This is a genomic window from Methylobacterium sp. AMS5 (assembly GCF_001542815.1).
In the GTDB taxonomy this organism is placed as follows: domain Bacteria; phylum Pseudomonadota; class Alphaproteobacteria; order Rhizobiales; family Beijerinckiaceae; genus Methylobacterium.
The window spans coordinates 4,725,075-4,748,579 of record NZ_CP006992.1; the positions used below are offsets into that span (position 1 = coordinate 4,725,075).

Genomic DNA, 23,505 nt, shown 5'->3' on the forward strand with positions numbered 1-23,505 from the left:
ACACGCTTCGTGTTTCGGGGTGCACGACGCCCGGCATGGATGATCCGCATGATCGACCGTGTCGCGCTGGCCCGGATGAAGCGCGGCGTGATGCTGATCAATACGGGGCGCGGGGCGCTCGTCGATACCGCCGCGCTGATCGAGGGTTTGAAATCAGGGGTGATCGGCGAACTCGGCCTCGACGTCTATGAGGAGGAAGGCGGCCTCTTCTTCGAGGATCTGTCGAACCAGATCATCCGCGACGACGTTTTCTCGCGCCTGCTGACCTTCCTGAACGTGATCGTGACGGGGCATCAGGCCGTCTTCACCGCCGAGGCACTGGCGGCGATTGCGGCGACCACCATCGAGAACCTGTCCTGCTTCGAGAAGCAGGGCGTTCGGCGGCATCCCGTATCGGTCGAGCGCCGCGCCTGATCGCGACCACTGACGTCGATCACGGATGTCAGCCAGGGCTCTGCCCTGGACCCGCGAAAGGACTTGTCCTTTCGAAACCCAGGCTCTCGCTCGCGCCGAGATGCGCGACCAAGTGCTCGGCGAGTTGACGGGCGTGCGGTGGAAGCGCTGCGAAGCTGCGGGCGCAGAGCCTGAGCTGACGCACGGCCCAGGGCTCGTCGATCGGGATGGCGCGGATCGCTAGCGTCTCGGCCGCGCGCCGCGCCGCCGCCTCCGGCACGATCGCCACGCCGACGCCCCGCTCGACCATGCGGCAGACGGCATCGAGCCCGTTCAGGCGCACCCGGAGCTTGAACGGACGGCCGGCGCGGGCGGCGTGGGTCGCCAGATGCGCCTGCAGCGCCCGGCCGTGGCTGAGGCCGACCAGAGGCTCGTCCAGCACCTCCCGGAACGCGACGCCGCTCCGCTGCGCCAGGGCATGGCCCGCCGGCACGGCGAGCACGATCCGGTCGAGATGGAGTGGCCGGGTTTCGAGCGCGCCGAGATCGGTCGTGTCGGCGACGATGCCGAGATCGGCAAGCCCGCCGGCCAGGGCATCGACGGTCTCGCGGCTGGTGCGCTCCTCGAGATCGATATCGACGCTGGGATAGGCCGCAAGGAAACCGGACAGCGCATCGGGCAGGAAGGCGGCGACTGCCGCGGTGATCGACAGCAGCCGGACATGGCCGCGCAGGCCCCTCGCGTACTGGCCGAGTTCGCCGCGCATCTGTTCGAGCTGGCCGAGCACGAGCCGGGCGTGATGCACCACGGCAAGGCCCGCTGGCGTTGGCCGTACCCCGCGGGGATGGCGCTCCAGCAGCGACACGCCGCCATCCGCCTCCATGCCGCGGATGCGCTCGCTCGCCGAGGCGAGCGCCAGCCCGGCCCGCTCGGCGCCACGGGTGATGCTCTCCGCCTCGACGACGTGAAGGAACAGGCGCAGGTCGGTCAGGTCGAAGCGCATGGAGCATCGTCGCGAAAGGTGGCCGCCGGCTTTCGGAAAAAGACGATGCAAAATCAAAAAGCCAGAGCATCGTCGGCGAGCCCGCATCCCGCGGCAAGGGCTTCGGCTCAGCCGAAGGCTGACGCGGGCCACTTCCGCATTGTCGCGCGCCGTCGCGCTGCGAAACTCAGGCCATGCCACGCGACGCACAGACGACGATCCGCTCGGGCGACGCCCGGCTCGAAACGGCGGCCCTTCTCCTCGCGGGTTTCACCGCGCTGGTTGCCATCGCCCGCTCCGATGCCGGCCCGCGCACCTGTAGCAGCGCGCCGCCGGTCGCAGTCGCCCGGCCCGTGCCGGCCGCCGCGCCGCTCTCCACGAAGGAGGCCGAGGCGGAAGCCGCGCGGCAGGCGATCCTGCGCGACATGCGGCTCCACGACTGACCCTGCCCGACCCTCTTGCCCCCTCCCCCGATCAGAACGTGCTCATGACTTTTTCCACGGACCCCCTCCCCCTCGCCGTGGCGGCGTCGGCCTTCCTGCTCGCCGGCTTCGTCAAGGGCATGGTCGGGCTCGGCCTGCCGCCCGTCGCCATGGGCCTGCTGAGCCTCGTCATGGCGCCGGTCCAGGCCGCGGCTCTGCTCGTGGTGCCCGCCTTCGTCACCAATGTCTGGCAACTCGCCGCGGGCCCGCGCTTCGGCACGCTGCTGCGCCGGCTCTGGCCGATGCTGGCAGCGAGCGTGGTCGGCACCCTGGTCGCCGCGGGGATCCTTCACGGACATTACGGCGCGGAGGCCACGGTCTTCCTCGGCCTCGCTTTGATCGCCTACGCCGTGATCGGCCTTGCCGCCCTGCGGCTCCATGTACCGCCGGGCATGGAGCGCTGGCTCGGGCCCCTCGTCGGCGCGGCGACGGGGCTGGTGACGGCGGCCACCGCCGTGTCCTCGTTCCCCTCCGCGCCCTATCTCGGGGCGCTGGGCCTGTCCAAGGACGACCTGATCCAGGCGTTGGGGCTCTCCTTCACGGTCTCGACCGTCGCGCTCGCCATCGCCCTTGCCGGCGGCGGCGCCCTCTCGCTCAGTGTTGCGGGCACCTCCCTCATCGCCCTGGTGCCGGCCCTCTTCGGCATGGCACTCGGCGGCTGGGTGCGGGGGCGCGTCAGCGAGCGCGTGTTCCGCCGCTGCTTCTTCGTCGGCCTGCTGGGCCTCGGGCTCCATCTCGCCCTGCGGCCACTGTTCTGAAGCATCGTCCCAAAAGGCGGTTTCCGGCTTTCGGGAAAAGATGATGCAGAACGATCAGCCCGCCGCGCCCTACGGCTCGACCTTCCGTAGCACGAGGGGCACGCCGATCTCGGGGTCGCGGCGCCAGCGCCCCTCCCCGATCGCCACGAGGCTCACCGCGTGGCCGCGCCGCGCCTTCAATGTCAGATGCCCGTTGGCGAAGCGCCAGCTCACCGGATCGAAAACCGTGATCCCGCTGTCGCGGCAATCCGGCATCACCCGCACGGGGGCCGTGTCCTTGCCGGCCTCGACGGGCAGCGTGAATTCGAGGCGGCAGACATCCTTCTGCTCGGCGCGATCGAGGGCGTAGAGGCCCGGAGCCGGACCCTCCGCCGGCTTCTCCGGCACGGCGGCCGAGGCGGGCGCGTCGCTCTCCACCGCATTCGCCGTGGGCGTGACGGTGGCCGCGCCGGGGGCGGCGGGCGGCAGCATCGCCGCGATCTGCAATGGCACGAGGTTGTAGCGCTCGCCGCTCTCGGCGGAGGCCCCGAGGCTCATCCCGTCGGGGTTCTTGGCGAAGGCCAGCACCGGCCGCAGGTTCCGGTCCACGAGGCGCAGGCCCTCGCCGGTGAACAGCCAGCCGCCGATACCGGCCATGAGCGGCAGGGCCCGGCGGCAGCCGGCGGGAAAGCGCGCCGCGCGCCCGCTCGGACCGGTCTCCATGGCGAGGGTCAGCACGCAGCGCCGCCGCCCACCCTCCAGGGAGAGGTCCCAGGTGCCCGCAGCCCCTGCAAGGGTCGTCGGCAGGGTCGCGAGGCCGGTCGGCCCGCCAGCCCCGTTCTCCGCCGGGACCGTGGCAGGTGCCGGCTCCGGCGCGGGCGGACTCTCCTGGGCGTGGGCCGCACTCAGAGCCAGCGCGGCGAGCGCCCCGGCAACCGCCATGCGCGTCATCGTCGGGCCTCTCATCGCGAGCCCTTCCAGGGCGTTTCCGGCACCGGCGTGAGCGGGCCCTTGCCGTCGAACCAGGAAAACAGGTTGTCGATGAGCAACCGGCCCATGGCCGCGCGGGTGTGGTGCGACCCGGAGCCGATATGCGGGAGCAGCACGGTCCGGTCGAGATCGATCAGCGCCTGCGGCACCTGAGGCTCGTTCTCGAACACGTCGAGCCCCGCCCCGAGGATCGTCCCCGCCTGCAGCGCGGCGATCAAGGCCGCCTCGTCGATGACGCTGCCGCGGGCGATGTTGACGACGATGCCGTCAGGCCCGAGCGCCGCCAGCACCCTGGCATCGACGATCCCGTTCGTGCCCGGCCCGCCGGGTGCGGCCACGACCAGCGTATCGACCGCCTGCGCCAGCCCGAGCAGGCTGTCGTGGTAGGCGTAGGCGACGTCGGCCTGCGGCCTGCGCCCGTGATAGGCGATTCTCACGCGGAACCCTTCGAGCCGCTGGGCGATCGCCCGCCCGATCCGGCCGAGCCCGAGGATGCCGACCCGGCGCTCCCGCAGGCTCGTGGTGAGCGGGAAGCTGCCCTCCCGCCAGCGCCCGGCGCGCAGGTAGCGATCGGCCTGCGGGATCTGGCGGAGGGTGGCGAGCAGGAGGCCCAGCGCGAGGTCGGCCACCTCGTCGGAGAGCACGTCGGGCGTATGGGTGACGACGATGCCGCGGCGATCCGCCTCAACCGCATCGATCGTGTCGTAGCCGACGCCGAAGCTCGCCACGATCTCGAGCTGCGGCAGCCGGTCGAACAGCTTCGCATCGATCGGGCACATCGCGCCGACCGCGAGCGCTCGAATGCCCGGTCCCACCGCGTCGAGGAACGCCTCGCGGTCGGGCGCCTCCTCCAGGCGGTGCAGGCGGAAGCGCTCGGCAAGCCGCTCGGCCACATCGGGGCGGGTCTGCCGGATGAGCAGGATGTCGGGCGTCTCGGCTGGTGGCACCGGCTCACGGCCTCCCAGAGGTCGGCAAAGAAGGGGTCAACAAAGGATAGGGCCGGGAGTACCGCCGCGCCGCGCGCCGGTCCAGCCGCTGGGGCGGGCGGGCCGCAAAAGTATCTTGCGCGCCGCATATGCGCGGCCGCCCTTCCGAAATCGCCCGAGGAGCATTACACAAGAGGTCTTCCGGATACTCCCCACGATCCGGCCGCATGGTTTCCCGCGGCCCGGTCGAGGCGTTTTCCGCGATGGAGCCTTCAACCCGTCAGAATAGCTGCACCATGACCGCGCCGCGCACCCTCTACGACAAGATCTGGGACGACCACGTCGTCGATGTCGAGCCGGATGGCTCCGCCCTCCTCTACATCGACCGTCACCTCGTTCACGAGGTGACGAGCCCCCAGGCGTTCGAGGGGCTTCGCGTGGCCGGCCGCACGGTGCGCGCGCCGCACAAGACGCTGGCCGTCGTCGATCACAACGTCCAGACCTCGGACCGCTCCAAGGGCATCGAGGATCCCGAGAGCCGCACGCAGCTCGAAGCGCTCGCCGAGAACGTGCGCGACTTCGGCATCGAGTTCTACGATGCCCTCGACCGGCGCCAGGGCATCGTCCACATCATCGGGCCGGAGCAGGGCTTCACCCTGCCGGGCCAGACGATCGTGTGCGGCGATTCCCACACCTCGACCCACGGCGCCTTCGGCGCGCTGGCCCACGGCATCGGCACGTCCGAGGTCGAGCACGTGCTCGCCACGCAGACGCTGATCCAGCGCAAGGCCAAGAACATGCGGGTGACGGTCGACGGCACCTTGCCGCGGGGCGTCAGCGCCAAGGACATCGTGCTCGCCATCATCGGCGAGATCGGCACCGCCGGCGGCACCGGCCACGTCATCGAATATGCCGGCGAGGCGATCCGCGCCCTCTCGATGGAGGGCCGGATGACGATCTGCAACATGTCGATCGAGGGCGGTGCCCGCGCCGGCATGGTCGCGCCCGACGAGACCACCTACGCCTACGTCAAGGACCGCCCGAAGGCCCCGAAGGGCGCAGCGTTCGACGCGGCCCGCCGCTACTGGCAGCGTCTGGCCACGGACGAAGGCGCGCATTTCGATCGCGAAATCCGTCTCGACGCCGCCAACCTCCCCCCGCTGGTCTCCTGGGGCACCAGCCCTGAAGACATCGTCTCGATCCTCGGCACGGTGCCCGATCCGGCCCAGATCGCGGACGAGAACAAGCGTCAGTCCAAGGAGAAGGCCCTGGCCTATATGGGCCTGACGCCGGGCACGCGGATGACCGACGTCACCCTCGACCGGGTGTTCATCGGCTCCTGCACCAATGGCCGCATCGAGGATCTGCGGATCGTCGCCAAGATGGTCGAGGGCCGCAAGGTGCATGACAGCGTCTCGGCGATGGTGGTGCCGGGCTCCGGCCTGGTGAAGGCGCAGGCCGAGGCCGAGGGGATTGACCGCATCCTCAAGGACGCCGGCTTCGATTGGCGCGAGCCCGGCTGCTCGATGTGCCTCGGCATGAACCCGGACAAGCTGCGGCCGGGCGAGCGCTGCGCCTCGACCTCCAACCGCAACTTCGAGGGCCGCCAGGGCCCGCGCGGCCGCACTCACCTCGTCTCCCCGGCGATGGCCGCCGCCGCAGCGGTGGCTGGCCGCTTCGTCGATATCCGCGAGTGGCGCGGCTGAGCCTCGTCCCGACGCAGGGCGCGGGCGTGTTGCCCTCGCGCCGCGCGAATCCCCCCGCTTCGGGGTTTTTGACCGGCGGCGGCGAAACAGCGATTGACGCCTTCGCCGCCGCCGCCTAAACGAACCCCATCGCCGACCGGCAACGGTCCGGCGCCCAGGTGGCGGAATTGGTAGACGCGCTGGTTTCAGGTACCAGTCTTGCAAGAGGTGAAGGTTCGAGTCCTTTCCTGGGCACCAATTTTCTGAGAACAGCCACTAACTCAGAAACTTAAAGCCAGACAGAGTGATACGCTAGGCCGACCGTGCTACAACGGCGTGCTACAGATGCGGTTTCAGCTCGTTCGTCCGGTGAAGCGCAGCGACTCCTCCTATCCACAATTCACCCAGCGTATTCCTGCCGATGTGCGCCACCTCGCCATCGGTCGCACGCTCGTGGTGCCGCTCGGTTCTGAGACCGTCCGCATCGCCATAACGCCCACCATGGGCAGCATCCGGTTCTCCCTGCGGACGCTGGACCCTCGCACAGCGCACTCGGTTCAGCGCCCGCCGTCTGCAGCAATCCGCCGGCCTCCGGAAAACCCGCCCTCACCCGGCCTCGAAAACGAAGCGGGTGGCGGGAGTTCATTCCCGCCACCCGCTTTCTTATGTCGGCGAGAGCGCCGATGTGACCGCTATCGGTCTTCTCAGTCCTTGAGGTCGGCCGGGACCTTGCCGCCGTTCTCTTCGAGTTTTTTGATGACCTGCTTGTGCAGCCAGACGTTCATCGAGGCCGAGTCGTTCTTGTCGCCGGTGTAATGCAGCTCGTCGGCGAGCTGCTGGCGGGCGTGCAGGCTCGAATCGAGGTCGAGCAGCTTCATCAGATCGACGATGGAGCTGCGCCAGTTCAGCTTCTGCGAATTCTTCGCGGCGAGGTCGTTGAGCACGGCCTCGACATCGACGGATCCGCCCGACGACGTTCCGCCGCTGGTGGGCGTGGAGGCCGGGGCGCTGCCGCCGCCGGAGGACGGCTGTGCCTGCGTCTCGGAGGGCTTGGCGGACGACTCGCCGGCCTTCGCCTCCGACGAGCCGAATGGATTGAGGATCTTGCTGACGATGCTGCCGAGGAGGCTCATGGCGTAGGGTGTCCTGTCGTCTGTCCCGCGGCGTGGATACCGCTTTCGGCTGGGTAAACGGTACGAGGAACAGGGCCGTTCCGTCGCAGGCCGGCAAAGCTTCGTCGCCCGGCTTGCCCCTGCCCCGTGCCGCCGCGTCTGAACGCCCATGGGTAAGCGCGATTGGAAGATCGCGTCCGCTGTGCCATGGGGAACGCCGTCCGGCTCCCCTGGAACCCGTCTCGATGCGCAATCTGTTCAAGGCCTTCGCCCTGATCGCGGGGCTTCTCGCCCTTCCCGTGCCCTTCGCGGTGCCACTCGCCGCCCAGACCGTGCCCGTGCGCATCGGCGTCATTCCCGTGATCGGCGCCGCGCCCGTCTTCGTCGCCAACGGCGAGGGCTGGCTCAAGGAAGCCGGGCTGGCGCCGGCCTTCACGACTTTCGAGTCCGGCCCCAACATGATCCAGGCGCTCGCGTCCGGCACCATCGACGTCTACGTCGCCGGCATCGCGCCGCTCGCGGTGGCCCGCACCAAGGGCATCGACGTGCGGGTCGTGGCCGCCACCGCCATCGAGGAGATGGTGTTCGTGGCAGCCCCCAAGCTCGCGCCCTACTTCGCGACCGCCCCGAGCAAGGCCGAGGCCTTCAAGCAGTTCAAGGCCAAGGAGGGCCGCCCCGCCCGGCTCGCCACGCAGCCGCCGGGCTCGGTGCCGAACACCACCCTCCAGCACTGGCTGTGGCAGGTGGCGAAGGCCGACAAGGCCGATGTCGAGATCGTCGCCATGGGCATCGATGCGACCCAGCAGGCGCTGCTGGCCGGCGCCGTCGATGGCGCCTCGATCCGCGAGCCGGCGCTCACCATCGTCCAGGGCCGCAACCCGAAGATCACGTTGATCGCCACCGGCGGGGAGATGTTTCCCGATCAGCCGGGCACCGTGGTTGCCGTCTACGGCAAGTTCGCCGACGCCAATCCGAAGGCAGTGGAGGGCCTCGTCTCGGCGCTGGTCAGGGCGACCGACCTCTTGAAGACCGATCCGGCGCGCGCCGCCCCGCCGGTCGAGGCGGCGCTCGGCAAGGGCATCACGGACGTCGCCACGATCCAGAAGGCGCTTTCGTCGCCTGCCGCGAAATTCGTTGCCGACCCGCGCACGATCATCGAGGCGACGAAGAAGATGCAGGCCTATCAGGTCTCGATCGGCACCCTCGACAAGGAGGCGCCGACCGACGGCCTGTTCGACGCCAAGCCGTTCGACGCGGTCAAGAAGCCCTGATTTCCACGATCCTGACGCCATGACCTCGTTCCGCTCGGCCGCCTTGGCGGTCGTCGGGCTTGCCGCCTTCCTCGCCCTTTGGGAGGCCGCACCCCGGCTCGACCTCATCAACCCGGCCTTCCTGCCGCCGCCCTCCTCCATCCCGGCGGCCTTCGCCCGGGAGATCTCCAACGGTGCCTGGCCGACCGCGGTCGTCGAGAGTCTGAGCCACTACATGGTCGGGCTCGGCGCGGGCGCGCTCGCGGGCGTGGCTCTCGGGCTGGCCACGGGCATGTCCGCTTGGTTCGACAGCCTGACCGCGGGGATCGTGCGGCTGCTGCGCCCCATTCCCGGCCTCGCCTGGGTGCCCTTCGCCATCATCTGGTTCGGCGTCCAGCCCTCGGCCGCCGTGTTCATCATTGCCATCGGCGTGTTCTGGATCGTGTTCTTTGCCACGCAAGGCGCCGTGCGTGGCGTCGATCGCGACCTGATCGAGGTGGCCCAGGCCTTCGGCTTCCGCGGGCCTCTCGCGCGCCTCACCAAGATTCTCCTGCCGGCCGCCACGCCGGGCATTCTCGTCGGCCTGCGCACGGCGCTGGGCCAAGCCTGGATGGCGGTGGTCGCCGCCGAGATCTTCGGCGTGCCCGGCATCGGCGCGCGGATGATGCAGGCTTCCTCGCTCCTCTCCACCGACATCGTCGTGGTCTACATGCTCACCATGGCCGGGCTGTACGGCCTGTTCGATACCGGCTTCGTCGCCCTGCAGGGCTGGCTGCTGCGGTGGCGCGCATGAGGGGCCCCATCATCGACATCCGGGGCTTGAGCCTCGCCTACGAGCGTGACGGGCGGCGCACCGAGATCCTGTCCGCCCTCGATCTCGCGGTGCCGCGGGGGCAGTTCCTCGTCATCGTCGGCGAATCGGGCGTCGGCAAATCGACGCTCCTGCGCGTGCTGATCGATCTGGCCAAACCCAGCGGCGGCACGGTCCATCTCGACACCGATCCACAGAAAACCCGCACGCCGATGGCACTGGTGTTCCAGGACGCGCGGCTGCTGCCCTGGCGGCGGGTGATCGACAACGTCGCCTTCGGCCTGGAGCGGCACGGCCTGTCGAAGCCCGAGCGCCGCGAGCGGGCGGCGGCGATGCTCAAGCTCGTCGGGCTGTCCGACCTCGCCGGCCGCTGGCCGCACCAGCTCTCCGGCGGGCAGCGTCAGCGCATCGCCATCGCCCGCGCCCTCGCGGTCGAGCCCGAGGTGCTGCTGATGGACGAGCCGTTCTCGGCGCTGGACAGCTTCACCCGCGAGGGTCTTCAGGACGAGATCCAGCGCATCAAGGCGCAGACGGGCAAGACGGTGCTGTTCGTCACCCACGACATCGACGAGGCGGTCTATCTCGCCGACCGGGTCGTGGTGCTGGCGGGCAGCCCCGGCCGGATCGCGGCGGATGTCACCCTCGCTCCGCCCCGCCCGCGCCAGCGCCGGGACGCGGCCCTGGTCGAGGCGGCGCGCCACCTGCGGGCGGAACTATCGCGGCGCTCGGCGGAACTGTGAGGGATCCGTCAAGCTTGCCATCTTGACGGTTGGCTGCCTGCGTTGGAACCATCGTGGCTGGCGCCGTGGGTCGGGTGGCGCGCTAGGGGCCGGGCGCCTGGGGGGATTGCAAGATGGGGTTTTTTCAGGACGCCCTCGTCCGTTTGAACCGGGTGGTGATGTCCTACGCTGGCGATTCCGTTTTCATGCAGGCGGCGGTCTCCGCCGCGGCCAACGTGATCGTTGCCGACGGCGACACCGATGACGAGGAGATCGAGGCGGCCCTCGTCAGTATGCGGGCCAACCCGATCCTTCAGAAATCCTACGACACGCTCACCCTGGAAAAGGCGCTGTTCGAGGCGCTCGCCCGCGCGGAGCTGCGCGCCGGACGCCTGGAGAACAGCCAGCACGTCGCGGCCATCGCCGACCGTCCCCTCGAACAGCGCCAGCACGTCTTCCTGATCGCGGCGGACGTGGCCGACAAGGGCGGCATCACCGAGAGCGAGCACGCGGTGCTCGACGAGCTGGCCCGGGCGCTCGACGTGGACAAGGCGGCGCTGCTCGGCTGAGGCTGACGGCCCTGCCGCACGGAACGCGCTCCGCCCCTTCTCCCCGACGGCGCCGAGCATATCTTCACGGCTCGGACAGGAGCGCGGCCATGTACAAGGTGACGGGAACGGATCCGGCGGGCCGCACGCTGGCCTTTGCCTGCGGCACGGACGAGCAGGCGCTCGAGAAGACCTGGGAACTGGCGGGACGCGGCTTTCGCGACATCTCCGTCGCCGATCCGAAGGGACGCGAGATGAGCGCCATCGCCTTCGAGCGCTCGCTCGATTTCGATTACGAGTGAGCGCCGCCGGCGCGGAAAGAGCGGTGTCGGCGCCGGGCCGGGACTCGGGCCCCGCCGCTCACGCCGCCCGCTTTTGATAGTCCTTCACGTCCGTAAACCGGATCTTCTCCCAGCGCTCCTCCTCGTAGCGGAGCGAGAAGGCGGTGGTGGCCATGAAGACCGGCGCGCCGTCGAGGTCGCTCGCCATGGCCGAGCCGTGGGCGTTCACGAACCGGTCGATCTCGACCTCCGATTCCGCCTCGATCCAGCGGCAGACGGAGAACCGCGTCGTCTCGTAGTCGATCGGCAGGCCGTACTCCGCCTGCAGCCGCTCCTTCAGCACGTCGAGCTGCAGCGCGCCGACCACGCCGACGATGGCCGGTGAGCCATCCTGCGGGATGAAGACCTGCACGACGCCCTCCTCGCCCATCTGCTGGAGTGCTTCTCGGAGCTTCTTGGCCTTCATCGCGTCGGTGAGCTTGATCCGCCGCATGATCTCGGGGGCGAAGCTCGGCACGCCGCGGAAGACGAGCTCTTCGCCCTCGGTCAGCGTGTCGCCGATGCGAAGCGTCCCGTGGTTGGGAATGCCGACGACATCGCCGGCATAGGCCTCATCGGCGATGGCCCGGTCCTGGGCGAAGAAGAATTGTGGCGCCGAGAGCGACATCGGCTTGCCCGTGCGCACCAGCTTGGCCTTCATCCCGCGCCGGAGCTGGCCCGAACAGACGCGCATGAAGGCGATGCGGTCGCGGTGGTTCGGATCCATGTTCGCCTGGATCTTGAACACGAAGCCGGTCATCTTCGGCTCGGACGGCTGTACGGCGCGCTTGTCCGCCTCCTGGCCGCGCGGGGGCGGGGCGAAGCGGGCGAGCCCGTCGATGAGGTCGCGCACGCCGAAATTGCGCAGGGCCGAGCCGAAGAAGACCGGGGTCAGGTGCCCCTCGCGGAAGGCTTCGAGATCGAAGGTCTTGAGGCCGCCCTCGGCGAGCTCCACCTCCTCGCGCCACGCATCGGCCGCGCCGTTCTCCGTCAGCAGCGTGTCGAAGAGCGGGTCGCCAAAGCCCGAGACCGGGATCGTGCCGGCATCGTCCGCGGCGTCGAGCCGGCGCACGCGGTTGCCGCCGAGTTCGTAGGTGCCGGCGAAGTTGCGGCCCAGCCCGATCGGCCAGGTCACGGGCGCCACGTCGAGGGCGAGCGTCTTCTCGATCTCGTCGAGCGTCTCGAACGGGTCGCGCGCCTCGCGGTCGAGCTTGTTCACGAAGGTGACGATCGGGATGTCCCGCAGCCGGCACACCTCGAACAGCTTTCGCGTCCGGGCCTCGATGCCCTTGGCGGCGTCGATGACCATCACGGCGGAATCGACCGCCGTCAGCGTGCGGTAGGTATCCTCCGAGAAGTCCTCGTGGCCCGGCGTGTCGAGCAGGTTGAAGACGCAATCGCCGTACTCGAAGGTCATCACCGAGGTGACGACCGAGATGCCGCGCTCCTTCTCGATGCCCATCCAGTCGGACCGGGTGGAGACGCGGTTGCGCTTGGCCTTGACCTCGCCCGCGAGCTGGATCGCGCCGCCGAACAGCAGCAGCTTTTCCGTCAGCGTGGTCTTGCCCGCATCCGGGTGCGAGATGATGGCGAAGGTGCGCCGCCGCGCGACCGGATCGGTCTTCGCATCGGCGGATTTGGCGTCTGTTTGCATCAGCATGGCGGGCACCGGCCGCCGCGGGGCGGTCGGCCGCTCGTCTCGAAGGGGGACCGGGCGGTGTTCCGCTCTCTACGCGTTCCGCGCCGCCTACGCAAAGCCGACTCCCCTACCCCCGCCCGACGAAGGGCATGTTCGTCGCCATCACGGTCATGAACAGCACGTTGGCCGAGAGCGGCAGCCCGGCCATGTAGACGATGGCCTCGGCGACATGCGTCGCCTCCATGGTGGGCTCGGGCCGGATCGAACCGTCGGCCTGCCGCGCGCCCTGCCCGAAGCTTTGCGTCATCTCGGTCTCGGCATTGCCGACATCGATCTGCCCGCAGGCGATGTCGAACGGGCGCCCGTCCAGCGCGGTGGCGCGCGTAAGGCCGGTGATGGCGTGTTTGGTGGCGCTGTAGGGCGCCGACATCGGCCGTGGCGCGTAGGCAGCGATCGAGCCGTTGTTGATGATGCGCCCGCCCCTGGGCTCCTGCTTGCGCATCATCCCGAAGGCGGCGCGGGTGCAGAGGAAGGTGCCCGTGAGGTTGACGTTGACGCTGGCGAGCCAGTCCGCGACCGCGACCTCGTCCACCGTCGCGGCCGGGGTGAAGATCCCGGCATTGTTGAACAGCAGGTCGAGCCGCCCGAAGCGCTCGCCAGCCGCGGCGAACAGGGCCTCGACGGCGCGCGGATCGGACACGTCGGTCGGCACGCACAACGACGGGCCCGGCAGTTCTGCCGCGACCCGCTCCAGCGCCTCGCCCCGCCGCCCGGCGAGCACCAGCCGCCACCCGGCCTGCGCCAATCCCAACGCCACCGCCCGTCCGATACCGGAGCCTGCCCCAGTCACGACCGCCACTCGATCCCTCATCGCCATATTCCTCTGTCGTCCCGCTCCTGCCATCCGGCCCCAGAATAAGCCGTCGCATCGATCCGGTGCAGGAGCGCTGAGCCTGCTCGGCCGATCGGGGGGGCCAAGCGATCCCGTCACAAACGCGCATCGGTGCAAGGCAGAGGCGTCCAACCCAGTTGCCAGTCCCGCCCGGCCCGTCTAGAGATCCGGCGGCTTGAAGCCGATGGGGCGTCGCCAAGTGGTAAGGCAGCGGTTTTTGGTACCGCCATTCCCAGGTTCGAATCCTGGCGCCCCAGCCAAACGCTCAAGATTCTCAGCCGACCGTTGATTCTCCGGCTGTTTTCGGACCCGCCCGGGCCGACCGCTCCGTCCAGGTCCACTCGGGAGGTCCACTTGTCTGGACGGCAGGGATTCCTGCCTTGCCCCGCACCCACCTCCGCCGTCGCCGACAAACGGTCTTTTTTCGCCGTATCATCCCCCATGACCTGCGCCAGCGGTTCGGCCAGCGTGAGATCCTGCGCTCGCTCGGGCAGGCCACGCCGGGCGAGGCCCGACGGATGGCGCAACGCTTGTGGGATGGGACGGAGACCTTGTTCACCCTTGTCCGCTTCAACCGGTCGCTCACGCGTGCCGACATTGCCAGGCTCGCGGAGCAGTACCTCGAATCCGAGTCCTTCAAGCACGACGGCCTGATCGCGACCATCGGGCATTATCCGGAACCCGAGGATCTCCCTCCTTCCGAAAGCGCAGCCTCCGAAGACGAAATCGGCGACAGCAGCGCTCACGCCAAGGGCGATCCGAAGGGGACCCTCAATGACCCAGCCCAATGGGTAAGCCTTTATAAGATCCGATTGAAAGGCCTGAAGCGCGATCGGTCCCTCAACAATTTCATCTCCGTTCGCGACACTGCAAAGGATCTCGCTGCAAGCAATGAGATCGACCTCGACTCATACCCCCACGCAAACGCGCTTTGCCGCGCATTGCTCGACGCCGACATCACGATCACCCAGGAGAAGCTGACCTATCTGCGCGACGTCGTCCTGCCCCACCACCCCCTGCACAAGGCGACTCGCCGTAGGAGCACGCCCGCTCCGATCTCAGAGCCCAAGACGCCAGCCCCCACAATGCTGCGCGGAGCTCGGCAACTGTTCAGCGAGAGTTGGGAGACCTACGGTCGGGATCGCGTCGCAAGCGGCGATTGGAAGGCGTCGATCGAACGCCAAGCCCGATCCACCGCGCGCTTGTTCGTCGAGATCTGTGGGGACAAACCGCTCGGTGACTACGGACCGGCCGATGCCGCGGAGTTCAAACGCGCCCTGCTTGCGCTGCCGGCCAACTACGACAAAAGCACCGAATGGCGTAACATCCAGCGCCGAAGCGGCATTCGCGGCCTGATCGAGCATTGCAACGGCAAGCCCGGCGTTGACCGACTTAAGCCGCAGACCTTCAACCGGCATCTCGCGGCCTTGTCGGGGATCTGGCCGTGGGCTCAGGCCAACGAGGTCGTCGCCAGAGGCCTGCCGTCGATCTTCGACGGGCTTCACGTCAACCTGAGGCGCACCAGAGGGCGGCATCACCAGGCCCGCGATGAGCGGCCGATGTGGGATCATGCCGAACTCGCCGCCGTGCTCAGCGCGCCCTTGTTTACCGGGATCCGAAGCCGCCGGAGCTGGAAGACGGTAGGCCCGTACGTCCCGCGCGACGAACGGTACTGGGGCATCCTCATCGGCTGTCACAGCGGCATGCGCCGTGGCGAGATTTTCCAGCTCCGCGTGCGGCACGTGGTTCAGGATGCCGAGACCGGGATCTGGCACTTCAATCTGCGGGAGAAGACCCTCGAGCTGAAAGCGGAGGGCAGTGCCCGGTGGGTGCCCCTCCATCAGAATCTGCTGAGACTGGGTTTGATCGAAGCGCTGGTGCAGGGCCGACGGGAAAACGATCTGCTGTTGCCTGAAGGCGAGGCCGGCGTCGAGGAAGCGGATGATCTCGACGATGGCGACGACGCGGCATACGGCAGCGCCTTCGGAAAGTGGTTTCAGCGCTTCAAGTCGGAGTACGGCGTGCGCAAGGATGTGGTGTTCCACTCGTTCCGGCACTCGGTGACAACTCTCCTGTGCAATGCCGGGGTTCAGCAAGAGTTCGTCGAAGAGCTGATCGGGCACGAGAGCCAGGCGAGACGCTCCGAGATGAAGCGTTACAACAAGGGCCAGACCTTGATGATGCTCAAGGAGGTGATCGATCGTCTCGTTCTGCCGATCGACATCGAAAGGATGGTCGACGCGGCGCGCGGCGGTGAGCCTCGTCCGGCATTCCGGCCGAGCCGGTAGCTGGCAAGGCGGGCGCGATCAGGCCGATTGTGTTGGTGGCCATCCCCATGGTTCACTTCAAACAATTCGGACACGGCGCCCGCCTTTTGCGACCAGCAGTCTTCGCCGCTCGGGGCCGATCGCTTTGCCGCGGCTGAGAACGATGTCGGGACTTATGACGCGTCATCCCTGCGGAATTGGTCAGACATCGCTACGCTACGTATGGTGGTAGAGAGCTGGTGCCGCTCTCCGCCCCATGTCGAGCATGCCAAGAATGCAAAGCCTTGCATGGAGCGGTCACGAGTCGGTCGTCGTTCAAGATCGGCTTGGGGTGGTTTGCGGGCAGGATCAAGGTCAGGGTCGGTCGGTGATGCTACATGTCGTCAATCGTCCGCTATCCGGCCTCGGGCAATCCTATGGACCGCCCGGCGATGGGCCGTTCCCGACCGTGATGGTTCTCCACGGCTCGGAGGGGGCGTGGTCGGGGTACAGCTACCTGACGGCTGCCATCTTGGCGGCTCATGGATTTCTGGCCGTCCCGTTTGGCTATTCGGTCGGAGGTGACGTGTGGAACGCGGGCGACATCCGAGAGGTCGCCCTGGACCGGACCGCCGAGGCCTTGGCCATGCTTCACAATCTGCCGCTGTCGAGCAAGGTCGGCCTCTACGGTGTCTCCCGCGGAGCCGAACACGCCTTACTCGTTACCTCTTTGATGGTGCGGGACGGCGTTGCCGGCCTGCCTGATGCCGTGGCCGTGCACGCCGCGCCGGACGTGATCTGCGGTGCCTTCATCGCTGCGAGTTATCGGGATAGCGGAGATCCCGGATGGCGGTCTTGGGACCCGGCGGAGCGGGCTTGGACGTGGCGCGGTTCGTCAGACGCTCTGCTGCCGACGATGCCCATCGAGATCGAACGGTATGCCGGCCCCCTGTTCCTCAGTCACGGCACGCTAGATGCGATGTGGTCAGTGGCGATGACGCAACGGCTCGAAGCACGCCTGCTGCGGGCAGCGCGAACCCCCGAAGTGCATCTGCTGGCGGGTCAGGACCATAACCCGCATGGCGAGGATGAGAACGAGCACCACCGCAGGCTCATTACGTTCCTGCGGCAAGCGCTGGGCACCGCTTAGGGTGGGGACCGGTAGTTAGCTCAGCTCCCGAAAGCAGACGTTCCGTTTTGCGCCCATCTCAGCCAGAACTACGAGGGCCCAACGTGGTCCGCGACAAGTTCCTCGTGGCCGCAACGGCGCAGAATCTGAGGAAGATGGCCAAGCTCTACTTCAGCAAGCAACCGATCTCCGTCAGTTGAGGGTCAGTCTGGTCCAGCCGGGCTCATCCTCGAGCCTTCGGCCAATCTTTGACAATCTTCATTGTCAGATAAAAGCAAGCTGCTATAACAAGTATGTAGACATATATTTGAAACGGTATATAAATCCAAGGCATACCGATTTGGATATTATTTAAGCAATAAATCGAGGCTGTGCCTTTCAAGTACCTTTCGTCGGAAAACTGAAAAATGCGTTCGTAATCACAAGGGTTCGGCATGTTTTCGACGTACGGCACGACATTGATATAATACTGTACGACCAGAAAGATTGCTGCTACCGTAGGAGTCCAAAACAATACATAGATCGCTCGGTTCACGCGACGCACGCGCGCCGGAAGCTTGCTCGCCTCGGTCAGCACGGCCTCGCGTGAGTTTAGGAGGATGTCGCTTTCCGACCTCAAGCCGATCAGCAGCAGCAACACGAGCAGTGGACCGTACACGGCTAGAATCCCTGGATTGAGGTCCACGGAGATCCCGAACGCCGATCCCTTAGGTGTCTGGTCGGCTTTCCCCACGCCCACCCTTGTCAAGGCACACAGGAAGATTAGAAGCAGCGTCCGATTGCCGAAAGCCCGAACGAACCCCGCTTCAGCGGAAAGATAAGACAACATATCTGAAATATACTCCCTTTACATTGCGCAGATAGTAAAGATTTTTATCTCTTAGAACCACCAGTTACTATTCATTCTTCATCAAATAATAATCAAATCTACTCTAAAAATTTGACTGATGATAAGTGCGTTCGATCAACAATGGTCTCTGACAGAAGATCGTGGCAAGCGCGGCCGATGTGGCAATACCAAGACACATCTGATATTTTATTTTATGAATAAACTTTAGTTTATATGGGACCATAATGTCTTTTCGAGATCGAAAGGACGAGGCCAATACCAGTGATATTTGACTTCAACTGTCCGTCAAGTTGCAGACCATTTACTGTTGGCGGCTTCTTAACGATATCGAAGTTTAGATTTAGGTCAGGGAGTGATTTGTCCACGTCTCCTCGAGCTTTTTTGGGCCACCATGAATCCGGTGTAAAGGCTCGTATCCTGGCCAACGTTCCTGGAATTGGGCACGTAACGGTGAACTGAGGGTCGGTCGCGAGCTGTGCCACGAGAGCCGCGACCGGGAACCTGATCTTTATGGGGTTGGATATCTTGGTTTCCAGGGACGCCCGGGAGCTATTGTTCACGATGCCGGCAACCGTCTTGAAGTCGATGGTCTGTGGAGGGACGGCCATGGAGGCCACCAGCGCTTTAGAGACCGGCGCAAAGCAACTTATATGCCCTAACACGTTCAGTGGAGTGAACTTGACGTGGCCAACCGCTCGCGCATTCGCCAGAACCTGCAGCTTACCGCTTAGGCGCAAGTCCGCCGGAGAAAACGACAAATCGCTGGCACAGATCTTCGCATCACCAGAGAGCCGCAGGTCCTTGCTTTCGACATTTGCATAGTCCCCACCTGTTCGGCGGATAGCGTCATATGTTTCCTTGAAGCCTTCGCACGCAAACTTCTCACCAGTCTTCGTGGCTTCGCAGGCCAGCTTCTCTGCGCTCTTCACCGCCTCGCACTTTTGCCTCAGCGCTTCCTTTTGAGCCTCGCACGCACCCTTTCTGCTGACTTTTCGTAGCTCACATCCGGGATCGTTTATGCAGTGCTTATCGCCAAAGACTTTTATGCAGCGTCTACATTCCTCCCGTTGAGCACATTCAATGTTTTGGCGACATTCTTTTTTGGGCGTGCAGTCCTTGGTGGGGGTGCAGTCGATTGTTTGAGAAGCCGGTAATTTAACTTTCTCGCTGAACGGGAATGAAGCATCGTACGCCGTGGCCGACATGCAGATTGGCCCAGTCGACAAGATCCTTGAAGTCACGGCTTTGATGACGTCCCGGTCTACGTACGCCGAGACCTCACCTTGGTCCATCCAGAGAACTCCATTGGACGTAAGCTTATCTCGGAACTCCGAGCGCAGCGTCTCAAATTCGGCCGGGCTCGCCGGAGCGGGAGGACTGTTCGGTGCGCCACTTTCCTGTAGCACAGCGGTGATCCGTCCGTTGTCAATGACGTGGGATAGGCCAGAGATCTTGAACGTCAGCCCGATGTAGCTCGGTTCAAATGTCGTCCTAATCCCATTATTGTTACCAGGCTTCAAGTCTATCTTCGTGGACAACGTCGAAGGCAGACGCAATTCGAGACGATTGAGCATCTCTTGGGCCGGCCGGAGGATTCCATTGATTGCGGCCTCGGTAAGCCCCATCAGGACGCCTGATGCGGGCTTCCCGTCGCGTGTGATCTTCAAGCCCGCTATTTCCAGCGCCGTGACGGAAAAGCCGATTTTGAAGTTGAGTGATTGTTGGGTGGAGTCGACCTGTACCGCCGTCGCCATTCGGGCATGGAGATCGGCGGCGGCATCGAATGTCCCAAGCCCGGAAAGCGTCAGCGGGCCGCGATATTGGATCAATCCGTCCACCGTTTGGCGAGCGAGCTTGAAGTTAGGATTTTTGAATTTGCCGTCGGATCCGAGCTGTTGCGCAATTGCGAGGTTCATTGCACGCTCGCCGATGGATGCGGCCACGCCAATCTTTGATATTTTTTGCAACTCCGAACGCGCGGCGTTGATAGCCATGTGATCAGATGTGGAATTGAACTTCAGCGACGATTTTGATTTAATTTGTTGTAACGCAGATCTTATCTGTTCGCTTACCAACAGAGAGTTATTAGATATTTCGGAATGGACGTTTGTAGCGAATACTGTAAATATTAAGCTGAAAAACAATCCGCGCAACATTTATATCACCGAGAATCGCTTGTTGCGATTATTCTATGGACGGATTTGTGTTTTGTCACGCGTAAAAAATTTGTTATTGCCTTGACGTTGAAAAAGATAAATGAGGAAAAACGCGCAATATCAATACAGGTCAACTGATTCGACCGTCATCACGCCTTGATCGCGCATTTCGCGATTGCTCGGGAGACGGGAGGGCGGTGATGCGATTGCTGGTGGACGCAACGCTGTCCATGGGACGGACGTCTACTGTCTGGAGCCGGCTAGCAGCGGGTGTACGGCTGAGTTGGATCGAGAGAGAATCGTCCGCTTTTGCGGCGAACCACCTTCAGAGCAGACATGCTGCTCTCGGTCAGATCAGGGCTTTCGACGCCAGTCGAGTTGTCAGCAAGCAGACGTTCCCAGGGCCCGAGAAGGGTCGAAAGATGCCCATCACCTGTACTGTGCTGAACGTCCTCTTACCGCCCTCCCCCACGCTGTGAGGAGCGCCCACATTTGGCCAGGAGGCGCAGCACCCAATGGCCAGCCTCGCAATTCTCTGAGTCGGATCAGCGGTCTGCCTCTGCCGCTCTCATCCTCGTCCAGAAGCGGTTCCGCGCTTCTGGGATTTTGGACCGTGCTCATACCTGTGCGGTAGGGGCTTCGCCAACTGACCTCGCGGTGTAATCGCACCCAACCACTGCCGATGAACGCTCATCGGCGGTGGCTGTGCTATCCGTTACGCGCTGCGGCGGCGCAGCTCGGAGATCCGCGCGTTGAGTACGGCGCGTAGATTCTGCACCTCGGCATAGGCGGCTTCCGCCTTCTCGAAGGCGGCCAGCCCATCGCGGCGGATCTCCTGGGTCAGCGCTTCGATGCGCTTGACCGCTGCCAGGAAGCTCGGGGTGTCAGGGAAGTGGGTCATGGTATCGGTGTCCTCGTTCGATGTCAGTGGGCGGTGAAAGAGAAAGGTTCGACCTGGACCGGTACGGCGCCGTCCGGGAACTGCAGCAGCAGCGGCAGGCCCGCTGAGAGATCCTGGGCGCTGGTGACGATGCAGCCCGTATCGGTCGCGATCACCAGCACCAGGGCTGCGCTCAGGGCTGCGTCGTCCTCGGTGTCACCGAGAGGATCCACCTCGACGGGATCGGCATCTGGTTCTTTCCGCGTGATCCCGCCGACTGCCGCGCTCAATCCCAGCAGTAGGCTCTGCTCGACGGCCCGATCGAGCTGTCGCAGTCGTGCTTCGGCCGCGGTGACGAGATCTTGCAGCGCCATGTCGAAGGCGGTCGTGGCTCGTGCCAGGGCGATGCGGCTGGCCGCCCCGAGATCCTCCTCGATCGCAGCCTCAAAAGCGGCGAGCGCGCGCTCGGCCCGGAGCCCGGTGCGCTCGACGAGGTGGCGCACCAGCATCGCCGCCGCCGTCGGAGTCGGCTCGGAGCGCGCCGCCACTGCATCGAGGGCGGTGCGCGGCGTGCCGGCATGGCCGAGGCCGACGATCAGGTTCGGCACCCGATCTGCTGTCGCAGCATGCGCGATCGCGTAGCTGTTGAGCGGACGGAATGCTTCGATCGGCCCACCGCCGCGGCAGACCAAGGTCGCCGACAGGCCGTACTCGGCATGCAGGCTCCTGACGCGGGTAAACGCTTCGACCAACGTGCGCTCGGCCCCGGCACCCTCGAAGTTGGCCCACACCCGGTGGAGGCGGAGGAGGCCGGCCCCTTCGAGCGACTGCAGCACGTGCTCGACGTCGCGCCGCGCCTCGCCATGCTCTGAGACGACGAGCGCAACATGATGGAGATCCTCCGGCTCGACCCAGTTGTCCGGCCCGAAACGGGCTCCCTCGAGCCTCAGGCGCTGCAGCGTGCACTCGCGCTCAATGTCTGCTTCGAGCGGGATCTGCCCGAGCGAGAGCAGGGCCATGAGCTTGGCTTGGACGCCGGCTCCGCGGCCGAACCGCTGACGCAGGCCGGTGCGTAACTGAACCGCGATGGTACGGTTGACGAGGTCGGCCGGATCGAAGTCAACGCCATGCTCCGCTCGGATTAGGACGAGCTCGGGGGCATCGAGACGGACCTTCAGGCGCGGTGGATCGTAGCTCAGGCTCGCCTGCGCTTCGCCGAGCAAGAGGAGATAGCTGTCGGGACCGGCGGCCTCGACCGTGAGGACGCAGGCCCGCACGCTGTGTTCGCCGCGCAGCCGCTGGCGCAGCCAGCCGATCACGTCGCGCAGTTCGTGCACGTCGGCGGAGAGTGAGTCGGGTTCGAGTGCGCTGCCGCGGTCGTGACGGGCGCGCGGTGGCGCGTCGCCGCCGGGATGAGGCTGGTGTGGCGGCGTGTCCTTCCAGGCGGGAAATCGGTGATGTCGCATCGTGTCCGTTCGTGTGTCGTCGTGTGAATGGCGGGGGCGAGCGGCCCGGCGGCCGTCATGCGGTCGCCGGGACTGTGGACGGGAGCGCGTCAGTCGAAGAGCGCTCCCCCGTTGGCCGGCCGGTCCTCGGCCGCCGGTGCCGGTTGGAGTTCGCGGGCGATCGCCTCGAGGCGGGGCCGATCGGCTTCGCGCAGTTCGCGTTGCAGGATTTCGATCAGCAGCGCGGCGAGTTCGGGTGCGGTGTCGAAGCTGCGGAAGGCGAGCCCGTCTAGCAGCGTCACCGGCCGCGTCCGTCGCGTCAGGATCGGCACCGGGAACGTACATAGCCGCTGGGCCAGCCCCGGGTCCGACAGGGAGCGGAAGGCGAAGCCGGTGCCCGGTTCGACGATGACCGCGTCGAGCGTGCCCCACTCGAGTTGTCCTTCCGCGGCATCGAGAGCGCGGTGAAGCGCCGCCACCGAACCCGGCTCCTCAAAAGCGAGCGGGTGGCGGATCAGCGCGATCATTCCGAGTTCGTGCCATCGAGTGAGACCGTCCGCGATCGCGTGCGGCGCGCCGTCGTCCGGCTCGATCAAGAACACGCGGCGCAATCGGCGCGGCATCGGTAATTCGCGCTGTCGTTCCCATATGCCGTTGGCGTCGAGCGCCTCTCGCGCCTGCGCGTCCCGCTCGGCCCAAGCTCTCAGCATCAGCCCGCGATCCAAGCCGATGATCCGCCCGGTCAAGCCGAGCAGCGGATCGACGGTGAGGGTCAGGAGGACGGTGTGGTCGCCGACGAGATCCTCCTCATGCAACAGGATCCCCGATGCCTCCTCAATACTCTGTGTGAAGTCAGCGGACATGAAGGCGGTAAGCCGACCGCTGCGCGTTGGGTCGAGCGCCTGGAGGTCGAACAGCCAGCCGTCGCGGTGACGGCGGGGCCGGCTCGCCGTGGCGCGTACCCACAAGCCGGTGGGCTCGAGCGCGCAGGCGGTCGCGTCCGCATCGGCGGGCATGTCGTGATGTGTCATTTCAAGGGTCCGTAATCAGAGAGGAGGTCGAAGACGCCTCGCCGACGCGAAGCGGACGCTGTGCGAGCGCCGCCCTCCGTCACCCGTCCTTCCCGGGATTTTAGCGAAAGTGCCTTCGCCCTTTCCCCTTCGATTCCTGTTCCCTCAGCACCCGAGCAACGGCTTGGGTGCGCAGGTCTTTTTCCGTCTTCCGTGATATCCAACGCAGGTGCGCGCGTGCTGTCGGGGGCCTGTGTCCAAGGCATCGCGGCGCCGAGTGACGAAGGCTGTTGCGCTCCGCCT

At 65.9% G+C, this 23,505-nt stretch carries 21 protein-coding genes, 2 tRNA genes and 1 pseudogene; 13 read left to right on the top strand and 11 right to left on the bottom strand.

The window, feature by feature from the left end:
• Positions 1-48: 48 nt before the first annotated feature.
• Positions 49-414, top strand: a pseudogene (locus Y590_RS21225) (NAD(P)-dependent oxidoreductase); the annotation flags it as partial.
• 28 nt (positions 415-442) lie between these two features.
• On the opposite strand, the gene Y590_RS21230 reads toward Y590_RS21225, so the two are convergent.
• Positions 443-1,396 carry a LysR family transcriptional regulator gene (locus Y590_RS21230; RefSeq protein WP_060771588.1) on the bottom strand — a complete coding sequence of 318 codons (954 nt, stop codon included), beginning with the start codon at positions 1,394-1,396 and terminating at the stop codon, positions 443-445.
• 173 nt (positions 1,397-1,569) lie between these two features.
• Here Y590_RS21230 and Y590_RS21235 point away from each other — a divergent pair, with 173 nt between their 5' ends.
• Complete coding sequence (locus tag Y590_RS21235; RefSeq protein WP_060771589.1) at positions 1,570-1,818, top strand: hypothetical protein; 249 nt, start codon at positions 1,570-1,572, stop codon at positions 1,816-1,818.
• A gap of 44 nt (positions 1,819-1,862) precedes the next feature.
• Positions 1,863-2,615, top strand: coding sequence for a sulfite exporter TauE/SafE family protein (locus Y590_RS21240; protein WP_060771590.1), 753 nt, complete (start codon positions 1,863-1,865; stop codon positions 2,613-2,615).
• A 69-nt stretch (positions 2,616-2,684) separates the two neighbouring features.
• Here Y590_RS21240 and Y590_RS21245 read toward each other — a convergent pair whose 3' ends face one another.
• Entirely contained in the window at positions 2,685-3,560 is an 876-nt protein-coding gene (locus tag Y590_RS21245; protein ID WP_060771591.1) for an AprI/Inh family metalloprotease inhibitor, read from the bottom strand.
• Positions 3,557-4,531: a 2-hydroxyacid dehydrogenase gene (locus Y590_RS21250; protein WP_060771592.1), complete on the bottom strand. Its 975-nt coding sequence runs from the start codon at positions 4,529-4,531 to the stop codon at positions 3,557-3,559. Before Y590_RS21250 ends, Y590_RS21245 begins: the two co-directional genes overlap by 4 nt.
• A 275-nt stretch (positions 4,532-4,806) precedes the next feature.
• On the opposite strand from Y590_RS21250, the gene leuC reads away from it, so the two are divergent.
• Both leuC and Y590_RS21260 read left to right on the top strand, forming a co-directional pair.
• Positions 4,807-6,216: a 3-isopropylmalate dehydratase large subunit gene (gene leuC, locus Y590_RS21255; protein ID WP_060771593.1), complete on the top strand. Its 1,410-nt coding sequence runs from the start codon at positions 4,807-4,809 to the stop codon at positions 6,214-6,216.
• A 152-nt stretch (positions 6,217-6,368) separates the two neighbouring features.
• A tRNA-Leu gene (locus tag Y590_RS21260) sits at positions 6,369-6,453 on the top strand.
• A gap of 446 nt (positions 6,454-6,899) precedes the next feature.
• Here Y590_RS21260 and Y590_RS21265 read toward each other — a convergent pair.
• The gene (locus tag Y590_RS21265; RefSeq protein ID WP_060771594.1) at positions 6,900-7,328 is read right to left on the bottom strand and encodes a DUF3597 domain-containing protein; all 429 of its coding nucleotides are present in this window, start codon (positions 7,326-7,328) and stop codon (positions 6,900-6,902) included.
• A gap of 224 nt (positions 7,329-7,552) precedes the next feature.
• On the opposite strand from Y590_RS21265, the gene Y590_RS21270 reads away from it, so the two are divergent.
• From Y590_RS21270 to Y590_RS21290, 5 genes are all read left to right on the top strand, one after another.
• Positions 7,553-8,578: an ABC transporter substrate-binding protein gene (locus Y590_RS21270; protein WP_060771595.1), complete on the top strand. Its 1,026-nt coding sequence runs from the start codon at positions 7,553-7,555 to the stop codon at positions 8,576-8,578.
• A 19-nt stretch (positions 8,579-8,597) separates the two neighbouring features.
• Positions 8,598-9,350, top strand: coding sequence for an ABC transporter permease (locus Y590_RS21275; protein ID WP_060771596.1), 753 nt, complete (start codon positions 8,598-8,600; stop codon positions 9,348-9,350).
• A complete protein-coding gene (locus tag Y590_RS21280; RefSeq protein ID WP_060772398.1) occupies positions 9,347-10,108 on the top strand; it encodes an ABC transporter ATP-binding protein in 762 nt (253 codons plus the stop codon). The genes Y590_RS21275 and Y590_RS21280 overlap by 4 nt, the downstream gene beginning before the upstream one ends.
• 113 nt (positions 10,109-10,221) lie before the next feature.
• Positions 10,222-10,656, top strand: coding sequence for a tellurite resistance TerB family protein (locus tag Y590_RS21285; protein ID WP_060771597.1), 435 nt, complete (start codon positions 10,222-10,224; stop codon positions 10,654-10,656).
• Between the two features lie 89 nt (positions 10,657-10,745).
• On the top strand, positions 10,746-10,937 hold the full coding sequence (locus Y590_RS21290) for a hypothetical protein (protein ID WP_060771598.1): 192 nt from the start codon (positions 10,746-10,748) through the stop codon (positions 10,935-10,937).
• A 58-nt stretch (positions 10,938-10,995) separates the two neighbouring features.
• Here the strand turns inward: Y590_RS21290 and Y590_RS21295 are convergent, their stop codons facing one another.
• The gene (locus tag Y590_RS21295; RefSeq protein WP_060771599.1) at positions 10,996-12,615 is read right to left on the bottom strand and encodes a peptide chain release factor 3; all 1,620 of its coding nucleotides are present in this window, start codon (positions 12,613-12,615) and stop codon (positions 10,996-10,998) included.
• Between the two features lie 106 nt (positions 12,616-12,721).
• A complete protein-coding gene (locus tag Y590_RS21300) occupies positions 12,722-13,471 on the bottom strand; it encodes an SDR family oxidoreductase (protein ID WP_060771600.1) in 750 nt (249 codons plus the stop codon).
• A gap of 200 nt (positions 13,472-13,671) precedes the next feature.
• Here Y590_RS21300 and Y590_RS21305 point away from each other — a divergent pair.
• From Y590_RS21305 to Y590_RS21315, 3 genes are all read left to right on the top strand, one after another.
• Positions 13,672-13,746 (top strand) — tRNA-Gln (locus Y590_RS21305).
• A gap of 120 nt (positions 13,747-13,866) precedes the next feature.
• A complete protein-coding gene (locus tag Y590_RS21310; RefSeq protein ID WP_060771601.1) occupies positions 13,867-15,774 on the top strand; it encodes a DUF6538 domain-containing protein in 1,908 nt (635 codons plus the stop codon).
• A gap of 349 nt (positions 15,775-16,123) precedes the next feature.
• Entirely contained in the window at positions 16,124-16,882 is a 759-nt protein-coding gene (locus Y590_RS21315) for an alpha/beta hydrolase family protein (RefSeq protein ID WP_083530930.1), read from the top strand.
• 202 nt (positions 16,883-17,084) lie between these two features.
• Here the strand turns inward: Y590_RS21315 and Y590_RS26640 are convergent, their stop codons facing one another.
• The 5 genes from Y590_RS26640 to Y590_RS21330 form a co-directional block, all read right to left on the bottom strand.
• Positions 17,085-17,690 (bottom strand): hypothetical protein, encoded by a 606-nt coding sequence (locus tag Y590_RS26640; protein WP_144440025.1) that lies wholly within the window; start codon positions 17,688-17,690, stop codon positions 17,085-17,087.
• Between the two features lie 230 nt (positions 17,691-17,920).
• Positions 17,921-19,705, bottom strand: a complete 1,785-nt coding sequence (locus tag Y590_RS26645) for a hypothetical protein (RefSeq protein WP_144440026.1) — start codon at positions 19,703-19,705, stop codon at positions 17,921-17,923.
• Positions 19,706-20,582: 877 nt separating this feature from the next.
• A complete protein-coding gene (locus tag Y590_RS21320) occupies positions 20,583-20,768 on the bottom strand; it encodes a hypothetical protein (protein WP_060771602.1) in 186 nt (61 codons plus the stop codon).
• A gap of 23 nt (positions 20,769-20,791) precedes the next feature.
• On the bottom strand, positions 20,792-22,213 hold the full coding sequence (locus Y590_RS21325) for an exodeoxyribonuclease VII large subunit (protein WP_060771603.1): 1,422 nt from the start codon (positions 22,211-22,213) through the stop codon (positions 20,792-20,794).
• An 89-nt stretch (positions 22,214-22,302) separates the two neighbouring features.
• Positions 22,303-23,223 (bottom strand): hypothetical protein, encoded by a 921-nt coding sequence (locus Y590_RS21330; RefSeq protein WP_144440027.1) that lies wholly within the window; start codon positions 23,221-23,223, stop codon positions 22,303-22,305.
• Between the last annotated feature and the right edge of the window lie 282 nt (positions 23,224-23,505).